The organism is Methylobacterium indicum, from assembly GCF_001043895.1.
GTDB classification, from domain to species: domain Bacteria; phylum Pseudomonadota; class Alphaproteobacteria; order Rhizobiales; family Beijerinckiaceae; genus Methylobacterium; species Methylobacterium indicum.
In genome coordinates this window covers 48,359-60,587 of sequence record NZ_JTHF01000185.1, presented here as the reverse complement: position 1 = coordinate 60,587, position 12,229 = coordinate 48,359, and the positions used below count along the sequence as shown (strand labels likewise).

The 12,229-nt window shown below is 72.9% G+C and carries 13 protein-coding genes; 7 read left to right on the top strand and 6 right to left on the bottom strand.

Annotated features, from left to right (window positions below; translation table 11 throughout):
• The first annotated feature begins 307 nt into the window (after window positions 1-307).
• The 3 genes from QR78_RS21380 to QR78_RS32055 all read left to right on the top strand — a co-directional run bounded on the left by QR78_RS21380 (window position 308) and on the right by QR78_RS32055 (window position 3,996).
• Window positions 308-1,567 carry an OmpP1/FadL family transporter gene (locus QR78_RS21380; RefSeq protein WP_048429584.1) on the top strand — a complete coding sequence of 420 codons (1,260 nt, stop codon included), beginning with the start codon at window positions 308-310 and terminating at the stop codon, window positions 1,565-1,567.
• Window positions 1,568-1,692: 125 nt separating this feature from the next.
• Window positions 1,693-2,997 (top strand): solute carrier family 23 protein, encoded by a 1,305-nt coding sequence (locus QR78_RS21375; RefSeq protein ID WP_202972673.1) that lies wholly within the window; start codon window positions 1,693-1,695, stop codon window positions 2,995-2,997.
• A 282-nt stretch (window positions 2,998-3,279) separates the two neighbouring features.
• A complete protein-coding gene (locus QR78_RS32055) occupies window positions 3,280-3,996 on the top strand; it encodes a hypothetical protein (protein WP_053221026.1) in 717 nt (238 codons plus the stop codon).
• Window positions 3,997-4,009: 13 nt separating this feature from the next.
• Here QR78_RS32055 and QR78_RS21365 read toward each other — a convergent pair whose 3' ends face one another.
• Window positions 4,010-4,285, bottom strand: coding sequence for a hypothetical protein (locus QR78_RS21365; protein WP_048429583.1), 276 nt, complete (start codon window positions 4,283-4,285; stop codon window positions 4,010-4,012).
• 699 nt (window positions 4,286-4,984) lie between these two features.
• On the opposite strand from QR78_RS21365, the gene QR78_RS21360 reads away from it, so the two are divergent.
• A complete protein-coding gene (locus tag QR78_RS21360; RefSeq protein WP_048429582.1) occupies window positions 4,985-5,275 on the top strand; it encodes a hypothetical protein in 291 nt (96 codons plus the stop codon).
• 13 nt (window positions 5,276-5,288) lie between these two features.
• On the opposite strand, the gene dapA is transcribed toward QR78_RS21360, so the two are convergent.
• The 5 genes from dapA to QR78_RS21340 all read right to left on the bottom strand — a co-directional run bounded on the left by dapA (window position 5,289) and on the right by QR78_RS21340 (window position 9,177).
• The gene (dapA, locus tag QR78_RS21355; protein ID WP_089504104.1) at window positions 5,289-6,239 is read right to left on the bottom strand and encodes a 4-hydroxy-tetrahydrodipicolinate synthase; all 951 of its coding nucleotides are present in this window, start codon (window positions 6,237-6,239) and stop codon (window positions 5,289-5,291) included.
• Window positions 6,236-6,466 (bottom strand): hypothetical protein, encoded by a 231-nt coding sequence (locus QR78_RS21350; protein WP_048429614.1) that lies wholly within the window; start codon window positions 6,464-6,466, stop codon window positions 6,236-6,238. The genes dapA and QR78_RS21350 overlap by 4 nt, the downstream gene beginning before the upstream one ends.
• Before the next feature lie 153 nt (window positions 6,467-6,619).
• Entirely contained in the window at window positions 6,620-7,141 is a 522-nt protein-coding gene (locus tag QR78_RS21345) for an HTH domain-containing protein (protein WP_048429581.1), read from the bottom strand.
• A 400-nt stretch (window positions 7,142-7,541) separates the two neighbouring features.
• A complete protein-coding gene (locus QR78_RS35050) occupies window positions 7,542-7,694 on the bottom strand; it encodes a hypothetical protein (protein WP_158004060.1) in 153 nt (50 codons plus the stop codon).
• 385 nt (window positions 7,695-8,079) lie between these two features.
• Window positions 8,080-9,177 carry a replication protein RepA gene (locus QR78_RS21340; protein ID WP_048429580.1) on the bottom strand — a complete coding sequence of 366 codons (1,098 nt, stop codon included), beginning with the start codon at window positions 9,175-9,177 and terminating at the stop codon, window positions 8,080-8,082.
• 923 nt (window positions 9,178-10,100) lie between these two features.
• Here QR78_RS21340 and mazG point away from each other — a divergent pair.
• From mazG to QR78_RS21325, 3 genes are all read left to right on the top strand, one after another.
• Window positions 10,101-10,934 (top strand): nucleoside triphosphate pyrophosphohydrolase, encoded by an 834-nt coding sequence (mazG, locus tag QR78_RS21335; protein ID WP_048429579.1) that lies wholly within the window; start codon window positions 10,101-10,103, stop codon window positions 10,932-10,934.
• Window positions 10,935-11,004: 70 nt separating this feature from the next.
• Window positions 11,005-11,604, top strand: coding sequence for a helix-turn-helix domain-containing protein (locus tag QR78_RS21330; RefSeq protein ID WP_048429578.1), 600 nt, complete (start codon window positions 11,005-11,007; stop codon window positions 11,602-11,604).
• A 14-nt stretch (window positions 11,605-11,618) separates the two neighbouring features.
• Window positions 11,619-12,200: a GNAT family N-acetyltransferase gene (locus QR78_RS21325; RefSeq protein WP_082171578.1), complete on the top strand. Its 582-nt coding sequence runs from the start codon at window positions 11,619-11,621 to the stop codon at window positions 12,198-12,200.
• Window positions 12,201-12,229 lie beyond the last annotated feature (29 nt).

Here is a 12,229-nt window from a genome sequence, read left to right as displayed (position 1 = left end):
GACGAGGGAGAGCGGATCCGCAGGTTGGCGGTCCATCCCGCCCGGCGCAGGACCGCACCCATGACGCAGAGGAATGAGACCTGGCTACACGACATCGACACCCCTTCGACGCATTCGTTTCACGAAATCCCGACACCATGGGACATCTGCGCCGAGCACCGTTGAAATAAAGAAAACCGTTTCATCACGAAGCGTTGCCGTAACGGACGGTCCGGAATAGTCTTCACCTACCACTCACATCATCGACGCTCCGAGCCGGCCGCGGGAGGCCGACCGCGCGCGATCCTGTCGGGACGTTGACGAAGACATGTCGAAACCGTCGCTGAGTCTGGCCGTGCTGGCCTCGCTGCTGCCCTCCCTGTCGCTCGCCACCGCCGCCCACGCGACGGACGGCTACTTTCAGAACGGTCTCGGCGCCAAGGCCAAGGGCCAGGCCGGTGCCGCCATCGCCGATCCGCAGGATTCCCTGTCGATCGGCGCCAATCCGGCGGCCGCCACGGCTCTGGGCCACCGCTTCGACATCGGCGCCGACGTCTTCGTGCCGGACCGCTCCGCGGCCATCTCGGGCAACGGCGCGGGGCTCGACGGCCGCTACAGCGGCAACGGCCTCAACCCCTTCCTCATGCCGGAATTCGGCTATGTCCGCCCCCTCCCCGGCGGCGTCGCGCTCGGCGTCGCCGTCTACGGCAACGGCGGCATGAACACGGTCTACAAGCGCAACCCCTTCGCGGCCTTCGGGGCGACCGGGCATGCCGGGGTCGACCTCAAGCAGGTCTTCGTCGCGCCGACGCTGGCCGTGGAGGTCGCCCCCGGCCAGAGCCTCGGCGTCTCGCCGCTCGGGATGCTCCAGAGCTTCAAGGCGGCGGGCCTGCAGCCCTTCGCGGTCGCTTCCGCCGATCCCGCCCGGTTCACCAACCGCGGCACCGACTGGTCGACGGGCGCGGGCGTGCGGGTCGGCTATCTCGGGCGGTTCGGCCCGGTCAGCCTGGGGGCGTTCTACCAGTCGGAGGTGCTGGCGGGCGCGTTCCACCGCTACGAGGGATTGTTTGCCGAGCGCGGCGGCTTCGACGTGCCGGCCTCCTGGGGGGCGGGCCTGGCGGTCCGGGCGAGCGAGGCGCTGACGGTCGCGGTCGACGTCAAGCGCATCGCCTATTCGAGCATCCGGTCGATCGGGACGCCGCTCGCCCCCCTGCTCGCCGGCCGGCCCTTCGGCGCCGCGGACGGGCCCGGCTTCGGCTGGCGCGACATCTCCGTCGTCAAGGTCGGGCTGCGCTACGCCGTGAGCCCGAGCCTGACCCTGCGGGCGGGCTACGGCTATGCGCAGAACCCGGTCCGCCCCTCGCAGACGCTGCTCAACGTCCTGGCCCCCGGCGTCGTGACCCACCACGTCACCGCCGGCGCGACCTGGACCACCGCCTCGGGAACCGAGATCACCGGGTTCGTGATGCACGCGCCCCGCAACACCGTGAAGGGCCGGGGCTCGATCCCGGTCTCCTATGGCGGCGGCGAGGCCGACATCGCGCTGGCCGAGACCGCCCTCGGCGTCTCGGTCGGCTGGAGGCTGTAGCGGCGCCGGGTCCGGCGCACGGCCGGGTCCGGCGCGAAGCCGGGTCCGGCGCGAAGCCGGCATCCCCTCGCGCGAAAAATGCTCTAAGGCGCTCCCCGGACAACGCGATCAAGGGGGGAGACACCATGGAACCGCAGATGCGGGAGCGGGAGGACGCGCGGGGCTTTCCGCGCTGGCGGCTCGCCCGGGGGCCGGTGGTGCTGCCGGACGAGCGCCCGCCGGGGCTCCAGGCGGTGGTGCTGGCGCTCCAGCACGTCGTGGCGATGTTCGGCTCCACGGCGCTCGCCCCGCTGCTGATGGGGTTCGACCCCAACCTGGCGATCCTGTTCTCCGGCATCGCGACGCTGCTGTTCTTCGTCGTGGTCGGCGGGCGGGTGCCGAGCTATCTCGGCTCCAGCTTCGCCTTCATCGCCGTGGTGGTGGCCGCCACCGGCTATTCCGGCAGCGGCCCCAACCCCAACCTGCCGGTCGCGCTGGGGGGCATCGTGGCGGCGGGCGCGGTCTACGCGGTGATCGGGATCGCGGTGATGCGGGCGGGCGATGCCTGGATCGGCCGGCTGATGCCGCCGGCGGTGACCGGCGCGATCGTCGCGGCGATCGGCCTCAACCTCGCGCCGATCGGCGTGAAGGGCATCTCGGGATCGGGGATCGACACCGGCATCGGGCTGTTCACGATCCTGGCGGTGGGCCTGTCGGCCGCCTACCTGCCGGGCGCGGCAAGACGCCTGCCGCTCCTCATCGGGGCGGTGGCCGCCACCCTGCTCTACGGGGTGCTCGCCAACGGCTTCGGGCTGGCGAAACCCCTCGATCTCGGACGGATCGCCGACGCGCCGTGGTTCGGCTGGCCGCACTTCACGACGCCGGTCTTCGAGCCCTCCGCGATCTGGCTCATCGCCCCCGTCGCCCTGGTGCTGGTCGCGGAGAATCTCGGCCACGTGAAGGCGATCGGCGCGATGACCGGGCGCAACCTCGACCCGTATCTCGGCCGGGCCTTTCTCGGCGACGGCCTCGCCACGATGCTGTCGGGATTCTTCGGCGGCACCGGCGTGACCACCTACGCCGAGAACATGGGCGTGATGGCGGTGACCCGGATCTACTCGACCCTGGTCTTCGCGCTGGCCGGCGTGGTGGCGATCCTGTTCGGGCTGTCGCCGAAATTCGGCGCCGCGATCCTGGTGATCCCGGGCCCGGTGATCGGCGGCCTGTCGGTGGTGGTGTTCGGGCTGATCACCGCGGCAGCCGGGCGGATCTTCGTCGAGAACCGGGTCGATTTCTCGCGCACCCGGATCCTGCTCACCGTCGGCACCGCCCTGGTGCTGGGCGCCGGCGACTTCACGGTGCGCCTCGGCAGCTTCACCCTCGGCGGCATCGGCACCGCCACGGCGGCGGCGATCCTGCTCTACCACCTGCTGCGCGACGAGCCGGCCTGACGGCCGGCCGTGTCGGGGTCCGGTCGCGCGGCGCGGCCGGACCAAGACTCTCCCGGGAGACCAAGACTCTCCCGAACGCCCAAGACTCTTCCGAACGCCCAAGACTCTTCCGAGAAATGTCAGTGCCTGATCGACGCGAATGCCAGCATGTCGCCGCCCTTCCGGCGGCATCGACCTCCGGCACGGGCCGATCGTCGGTGCGGTTTTCGTCCGAACACTTAACGCTGCCGTAAGGTCGACAGGTCATGATCGGGCCGTGGCATCCGGCGGGAGTTCGGGATCGTGGTGACGACAACAGCGACCCCGTGGACGGCGCAGGCGGCACCCGTCGCGTCCACGAAGACCCCGGCCTCCGGTGGCGCCCCGCTCACGCCGCAGGCGGCGGGCGCGGCGAAGACGGCCAAGGCATCGTCGGCGGCTCCGTCGACCGGGCTCGGGGCCGCCGCCGTCGTCGTTCTCAGCGCCGCCGCCACGGCACGGCTCGCCGAGCCCGGCGGTCCGGCCCTGTCCCGCGCGACGTCGCTCGACGACATCGTACAGGAGCGCACCAAGGCGCTGGCGGACAGGATCGGCGCGGCGATGGGCCGGGCGAACATCGCGGTCGAGGGCCCGATCACGTTCAAGCGCGACGGCAGCGGCACCATCACGACCGACGGCCCGTCCCGGAAGGCCATCGAGAAGCTGTTCAAGGACGACCCGGACCTCGCCAAGGAATTCAAGGACGTCGCCGCGCTCCACGGGATGCAGGCGATGCAGAAGGTCCTCGAGGCCCTTCAGGCGGAGGTGAAGGCGGCCAAGGACGACGACGGCCGGACCGCCGCCTATGGCCGCTACACCGTGCGGCTGGTGAAGCTGCAGGCCGTGTCGGGGACGATGACGCTCGACGCCGGCAACCTGCGGTCGTGGAGCGTCGCCCTCGCCGACGCGATGGTGGGCGAGGACGCGGCGGGCCCCAGGGCGCAGGACGCCGCCGCGCGTCCGGCTTCCCGGACGGCCTGAGGCGCCGCGCGGATCACCGGCCCGCCGGAGGATCCCGCGGCTCCGAGGGATGCAGCCGCACCGCCTGTGCCAGGCGGATCAGCTCGCGCGCCGTCAGGCCGCGGCTGTCCTGCTGCGACCAGATCTCGGCCGCGTCCCGGCGCGGTCCCGGCCTGGCTCCGCCAGGGCTCGGGGCTCCCTGGCCGGGCCGCCCCTCGTCGCGCGCGCCGCCGCGGCGCGCCTCGCAGGACCGGTCCGTCCGGCGAGGCGCCGTGCCCAGGATGCGGTAGGCTCCCGCCGCCGTTCTCATGCGTGCTCCCATGCGAAGGCTCCCGTTGCGAAGGTCGGCGCATGGTTAGCGAAGCGTAGCGGTTTGCGAAATTCTTGAACTTGCGCGGCGGCGCGCTACCCGGCCCGCTCCGCCGGCGCGGGGGCCCGCGAGCGGCGGCGGGAGAGCCGGCGGGGGAAGTGGCGAGGGAAGTGGAATGTGTGGGCCATCAGCCGGCGACGCGGTTCCTGTTCCCCGCTGCGCCGACCCTCCCGCGACCACCCGGCCCACTGAGCCTCACAGGCTGGCGGGGAGAACTGGTCCACCGCCAACTCGTCGTCGCGAGCTCCCTCACGGTCCAGCCTGTCGGCGGAGCCGGAGCGCCACAGGGTACGTCCACGAGGGAGACGAGTCGTCTAACAGGTCGCCGCCGGGGGGCAAGGGCGCTCGGGCGCGCAGGGCGGTTTGCCGCCCCCCGCCCGTGCATCCGGCCCGGCGGCCCGGCCGCATGCGCCGCAAGCATGGCCGTTGTGCGATGCAATCGATTGTCTTGTGCGGCGCAACATGAGACAAGGAGGACGTACCGCAGCGATGGCGTCGCGGCGGTGCAGCCCTCTTTGGGCGTTTCCTCCCTAGACTTCGGGCCGCCTCGCAAGGGCGGCCTTTTTTCTGTTGCGGGACCTCCCGGGCGGCGACACTGTCCGCGGCCGGGCACGGGACGCCCGGCGAGGAGCGAGAGCCATGGATCGTCCGCGGAGCGTCGGCATCGCCTGGTACGAGCCGGGCGACTATCCCCGCCTCCTGGAGGCGATGGCGGAATCCGGCCTGCCGGCGAGCTACGCGACCTGGCTGATGTCGGCGACGCAGGTCGAGCGCGAGGTGGCGCGCAGCGGCGTCGAGGTCCGCCGCGTGCGGGTCGAGCCGGAGGCCTTCCTGGCCTGGTGCCGCGCGCGCGGCGACGCCCCCGACGCGAGGGCGCGGGCCGCCTTCGTGCAGGAGCGCCAAGGACACCAGGCCCCGGACGGCGCCTGAGCGCCCCCGGCGGTCAGGCGGCCGCCCCGGCCGGGGCGGGGTCGTGCGCCGACACCGCCATGGCGGCCGACAGGGCCGCCGCGATCGCGGCCTCGGTCTCGGGCCGTGGCCGCACCAGGGGCAGGCGCAGGTCCGGCGACACGCCCGGGCGCAGGAGCGCGAGGGCGAGCTTGACCGGGCCCGGATCGGTCTCGGCGGACAAGGCCGCGACCAGCGGCATCAGCCCGGCCTGGATGAGCCGGGCGCGGGCGTGGTCGCCCTCGCGCGCGGCCCGCTGCAGGGCGGCGCAGGCCCCCGGCACCAGGTTGGCGAGGACCGAGACGCAGCCCTGCCCGCCCAGAATGGTGAAGGCGGCCGCGGTGGCGTCGTCGCCCGACAGGAGCAGGAGGCCCGGGGCGGCCCGCTCGATCGTCGCCAGCCGGGCGAGATCGCCGGTGGAATCCAGGATCCCCCGCACCCCCGGCAGGGCGGCGAGGCGCGCCAGGGTCGCGGGCGCGAGGTCGATCCCGGTCCGGGCCGGCACGGTCTGGACCAGGAGCGGCAGGTCGACCGCCGTGACGATCGCCGCGTAGTGCCAGTAGAGCCCGTCCTGGGTCGGACGGTTGTAGTAGGGCGTGACCGCCAGGGTCGCGGCGGCGCCGGCCGCGGCGGCGTCCCGGGTGCGGACGACGCTCGTGCGGGTGCAGTTGCTGCCGGTGGCGGCGATCACCGGCACCCGCCCCGCCGCGGCCTCGAGGGCGACGCGCAGGACCCGGGCGCGCTCCGGCTCGGTCAGGGTCGGCCCCTCGCCGGTGGTGCCGGCGACCACCAGGCCTTCGCTGCCCTGCGCCACCTGCCAGGCGACGAGGTCGCCGAGCGCCCGCTCGTCGAGCCGGGTCCCGCCGGCCGCGAACGGCGTGACGAGGGCGGCGAGCGCGCCGCCGAGGCGGCCGGGCAGGCTCGACGTCGGGCGCGGGCGCCTCACGGGACGAGGGCCAGGGGCGCGCTGGCGAGGCGCACCGCGTCGGGCCGGCGGCCGGTCTCGGCGGCGGCGTAGGTCAGCGCGTCCCGGCGGGTGCGGAAGATGCCGCCGCACAGGCCGTGCGTCTCGACGGCGAGCCAGTGGCCCTCGGCGCTCTGGCCGACCAGGAAATCGAGCGGGAGACGGGCCGGGACCGGGGCCGGCGCGGAAACGTCCAGGGATCGGGGCATCGACGGGATCGGGTTCGCGCGGCCGTCCTTGGGCCGCACCCTCAAGGTGTCCCCCGCCCCGTAGGGATTCGAGGCGGACGGCGCGGGCGCCGCATAAGGATCTCGTTGGGATTCGCCCGCCGCGGGACCGGACGGGGTCGTTCGGCCGGCGGCTCAGGGGGCGAGGCCGTAGACCCCGTCGCCGAGCCGGTGGAAGACCGAGCCGCCCTGCGCGCGCTTCCACAGCCGGGTGTTGAGCGCCGCCACGGGATCGTGGCCCGGCAGGGTCAGGCCGCGGGCGGCGAGCCGCTCCCAGATCTCCGCGGCATGCATCGGCCGGCCGGCCGCCGCCAGGATCTCCTCCGCCGCCTCGATCAGCCGCCGCCCCTCGCGGCGCGCCGCGCCGCCGCCGACCGGACGAGGCTCCGCGGCGGGTTCGGCCCGCGGCGGCGCGGCGGGTGGGACGGGGGCGGCCGCGACCGGTCGGGATGCCGGGGGCACCGGATCCGGGTGCGGCGGGGCGGCCCGGGCCGGCTCCGCGACGGGGGCCGGGACGGGATCCGCGACGCCCGGCCGGGCCAGCCGGCGGCCGAGATCGAGGTAGAGCTCGTGCTCGGCGATGGCCCGGTCGAGGGCGGCGCGCTGGCGCCGCAGGTCGTCCAACCGGGCCTCCGTCTCCGCCTCCGACAGGAACATGCTTGCCTCTTGGAATATTCCATATTCCCAGACTGGAACGACATCCATCCAGAACAGTGAGAATAGGAATATTCCACGAATGAGCAAGCCCGCCGGATCGCCCTCCCCAGGGAATGCCGCTGCGGGCGATGGGACACCCTCCGCCCCCTCCCGCACGCCATCAATCCCGGTTTCGAGACCGAGACCAGGTGGATGAGATAGAATGAATTCGAAACATTCTATTTGCAGAAGGGGCATTCCATTGTTCCTCAGGATCATCGGCCGGCGCGAGGCCGACGAGAGGGGGATCGCCCTCCCCCGCCGGCGCTAGCCCAGTCACACGACCCAGGTCGAACGGCCTCCCGTCGAAGGTCCGTCGCAGGCGATCGCCGGGTCTCGGGCAGCCTCCCTGTACGTCCCGTCATGGACGCCGCAGGGACCGGAACGGCGCCAGCGCCCGGTGCACGACGGCCGCCATGGCGGCGAGCACCGCGAACAGAGCCGCCGGCGACGAGACGAGGGGGCTCGGGAATGTCGCCCGGCGCCAGGCCCGCTGGCGGCGGTCCGCCGCCACGGCGGTCCGGAGCCGAGTGCCGGCGCCGTCGATCGCGATCGGCTGCGACAGGGCGAAAAGCCGTCCACCAACCGGACCGGTGATGTCGGCGATGCCCGGCCCTGCGGTCGAGGATCACCGTCGGGCCCGAAGCCCGACAGCAGCAGCGCCAGGCCGACCAGACCGGCGGCGGCGAGGCCGATCCTCGCCCGCCCCTGCGCATGGGTGCCGAATCGGGTCCTCGGGCGCGTCAGCTGCCCGCACCGCGAGGGTGGCCAGGAGGCCGACACATGGGCCGGCACACGGGCCGTCGCCCCGGGAAGACGGTGGGACGGCACGAGGGCGATAGCGGCGCGCGACCCTGGCAGGCGTCGTCAGGGTGGCGGCGCTTGCTCGCGGTCAGCCCTCAGGCGGCTCCCGCCCCCGCCGCCGCGGCCTTGCGACGGGCGGCCTTCGGCGGCACCAGGAGCAGGCCCGGATCGGTCGGCATCAGCTGCAGGCCGGCCTCGTCGAGGCTGAGCGGGAGCTTCGGAAAGACTTCCTTGACGTGGGCCACGTCGGCCTTGAACGCCTGGCGGAAGCTGCGCAGGGAGGCGTTGTCGGCGCCGAACTGCTTGTGCACCGTGTCCCAGGTCAGGCGGAGGGGGCGCTGCAGGCTGCGCAGGCGGTAGCCGACCCAGAACAGCAGGTCGAGCTTGCGCGCCGAGCCCGAGAAGGCGCGGGCGGCCCGGATGTCGACCGGCAGGGCGTGCTGGACCAGGTTGTCGTAGAAATCCTGGTGGAACTGCACCGTCTTCGACCAGGCGATGCCGTCCTGGCCGTCGGCGCGCCAGAGGTCGAGCTGGCGGAAGGGCGGCATGGTGAGGGTCGAGGAGCGCGACTGCCCGTCCCACAGGCCGATCTGCATCGTGCAGGCGGCCAGCCGGTGCAGCTGCTCCTTGAACTGCCGGATCGTGCCGCGCTCGCCGCCGGTGACGGCAAATCCCATCTCGCGCATGAAGCCCGACAGGCTGTCGGCGACCTCGACCGTCGGGCTGCGCTGGCGCACCGCCTCGGTGCAGAGATGCAGGAGCACCAGCCGGGCCTTGGGGCCGTAGGGCAGCCCCTGCAGTTCCATCTGGCCGGTCGCCGGGTTCTTCAGCCGGCCAGCCAGGAGGCTCAGGGTGTTGCGCCCGTATTCCCGAAAGAATTCCCGCTCGTCGCCGGGGTCGCGGTAGGGCAGCCCGCAGAGCGCCAGCACGGAATGGATGTGCTGGATCGTGTCCGGGGTCACCGGCTCGGCCTCGATCACCAGGCGGACCGCGTCGCGGCGGCGCTGGTCGCGCCCCATCGCGGCGCGGGCATCCTGCTTGCGGCCGGCCTCCGCCCGCTCGGCGTCGCGCAGGGCCTGGCGGTGGGCGATGTGCTCGACGATGACCGCGTACAGGAACCCGCCGCGGGCCGCTTCCAGCTCGGCCAGCAGGTCCTCGTCGTGGATCGCCGCGATCTTGGCCTCGATGCTCATGCCTGACGGTCTTGCCTGACGCCTGCTTCGGGTTCCGCGGCCGTCCTCGCCGGCCCGTGGTCCAAACCGTCATGCACGATTCGGCTCCCGGGATTCCGTGCCCCGGGACGGGTTATCCCAAGATTCCGACGACTCGTCCCCGTTATCCCGCGCCGATTCCGGCACCGGCCCGCCCCGAGGGCGGTCCCAGGGCCGCCAGGAGGGCCGCCGGGAGGACCGTGCGGGCTCGAGCGGAGGCCCCGGCGCTCCCCCACTCCCCGGCCCGCCGCGGCCCTGTGGGCCGGCTGTGCACGACCCTGTGCACCGTCCTGGGGACCGGCGGTGGCCGGGCCGGCGCGCAAGCCTGTGGGCGGGGTGGGCAGGCCCCGGTGGAGCACCGGTGGAGGAGCGGCGCAGAGTTCGATACGGGGCCGGATCCCGGATCCGCCGGCCGCGCAGAGTTCGATACGCGAACGCGACTCGAAACCGACCGGATTCCGGGGACTTGGCCGGGCCCCGACGCCGAATCCGATGCGCGGGCACGCAGACTTCGATGCGCGAACCCCCGGAATCCCCGCAGAATCCGATGCGTCTCCACGCAGAGTCCGATGCCGAGCCACGCAGAGCAGGATACGCAACCGCCCCGCAAAGCCTTGTCACGGCGGGGAAATTCGCTCCTCCATATAATCCACATAACTGACTCTCTGAGAATCCATGACTGATAAGTCACCTATAGGGCCGAGACAGGGTTCGTTTTGAAGAACGATCGAGGGCGCCTCCGGCGTCGATCGGATACAATCCTCGAAAGACATGGAATTTATGGAATAAGCGAGCTTCTTCAGTGCCCTGCCCTCTCGCACCGGGCGCTTCCCCGGGGGCTTGGCGGCGCCTATGAGCGGGGTCGAGGCGCCGCCCGGGGCGGCGCGGACGGATGGCGAGCGACCATGAGCACCACCCCGATCGCGCGGCTTCTCGGGATCATGGCGCGCTTGCGCGACCCGGAGGGCGGCTGTCCCTGGGACCTGGCGCAGAGCCATGCCAGCATCGTCCCCTACACGATCGAGGAGGCCTACGAGGTCGCCGAGGCGGTGGAGACCGGCGACCCGGAGGAGCTGCGCGACGAGCTCGGCGACCTCTTGTTCCAGGTCGTGTTCCAGGCCCGGATCGCCGAGGAGGCCGGCACCTTCGGCTTCGACGAGGTGGCCACCGCCATCGCCGACAAGATGGTGCGCCGCCACCCCCACATCTTCGGCGACGCCAAGGACCTCGATCCGGCGGCGGTGAACGCGCAATGGGCGACGATCAAGGCCGAGGAGCGCCGCGCCAAGGCGGCCCGCGCGGCGGCGAGCGGGCGCCCGCCCGCCCCGGAGGGCATTCTCGACGGCGTGCCCCTGGCGCTGCCCGCCCTCGCCCGGGCGGAAAAGATCTCGCGCAAGGCGGCCGCCGTCGGCTTCGACTGGCCGGACGCGGCGGAAGTCGTCGCCAAGGTGCGGGAGGAGACCGACGAGGTCGTGCAGGCGCTGGCCGGCGAGGGCCCGGAGGCGGTGGCCGAGGAGATCGGCGACCTCCTGTTCTCGGTCGCCAACCTCGCCCGCCATGCCGGCGTCGATCCGGAGGAGGCCCTGCGGCGGGCCAACCTGAAATTCCAGCGCCGCTTCGCCGCCATGGAGGCGGAGGTGACGAAGGACGGCCGCCCCCTGGCGGGAGCCGGCCTCGCGACGATGGAGGAGGCCTGGGTCGCGGTGAAAAGGCGGGAGCGCCAAAACCCACCCTTATAGAGAGCGTCGGGCGATCGGCTTGACGGCCGATCGAATATGGGAAAATCTCTCATTCATGAGAGATGACCTCATGCCCGAGCCCGTGGCCGACTCGCGCGCCGCGCCCGGCGAGGCCGCGGCGATCGACCTGCGGCTGGCCGCCCGGCTCGCGTCCTTGCGCCAGGAGCACGGCCTGTCCCTCGACGCCCTCGCCACCGCGAGCGGCATCAGCCGCCCCACCCTGTCGCGGCTGGAGCGGGCCGAGACCAGCCCGACCGCCTCCCTGCTCGGCCGGCTCTGCACCGTCTACGGCCGGCCGATGTCGCGGCTGCTCGCCGAGATCGAGGCCGACCCGGCGGAGGTCATGCGCCACGACGCGCAGGCGGTCTGGGTCGATCCCGAGACGGGGTTTCGCCGCCGCGGGGTCTCGCCCCCGGCCCGGGATTTTTCCGTCGAGCTCGTCCACGGCACCCTGCCGGCCGGCGCCAGCATCGCCTACGCGGCCCCTCCCGTCGGCGGGCTCGAGCATCACCTCTGGATGCTGGGGGGCCGGCTCGACCTCGCCCTCGACGGTGTCGTCCATGCCCTGCTGCCCGGCGATTGCCTGCGCTACCGCCTCGCCGGCGCCTCCCGCTTCACCAGCCCGGGCCCGGACGAGGCCCGCTACCTGATCGCGATCGGCCGGCCGTGAGAGGACGCGACACGATGACGAGAATCGAGACCCTGTCGGCCGACGCGGCGGAGGCCGCCCTGCTCGACCTCGCGGCCCTGCTCCATGCCTGCGTCCTCGCCGGGGCCAGCATCGGCTTCGTGCTCCCCTTCACTCTCCCCGAGGCGGAAGCCTTCTGGCGCGACGGGCTGCCGGCTTTGCGCAGCGGCGCCCGCCGGCTGCTGGTGGCCCGCCACGAGGGGCGCGTCGTCGCCAGCACCCAAATCGGCCTCGCCGCACCGCCGAACGGTCGGCACCGGGCCGAGATCACCAAGGTGCTGGTCCATCCGCAGATGCGTCGCCGCGGCCTCGCCCGGGCCCTGATGCGGGAGGCCGAGGCGGTGGCCCGGGCGGAAGGCCGCTCGCTCCTGATCCTCGACACCCGCTCGCACGATGCCGGCGAGGCGCTCTACCGCTCGCTCGGCTACGCCGTCACCGGCGTGGTGCCGGATTACGCCTGCTCGCCGGAGGGCGTGCCGGAGCCCTGCACCTTCATGCACAAACGGCTTCAGGAAACCGAGCGGGACACCAGACCGAGCGGGACACCGGCGGCAGTCCGGACCCTGACGAAATTTTGATGCCCTGATCGCTTGCGCACAATCGAATG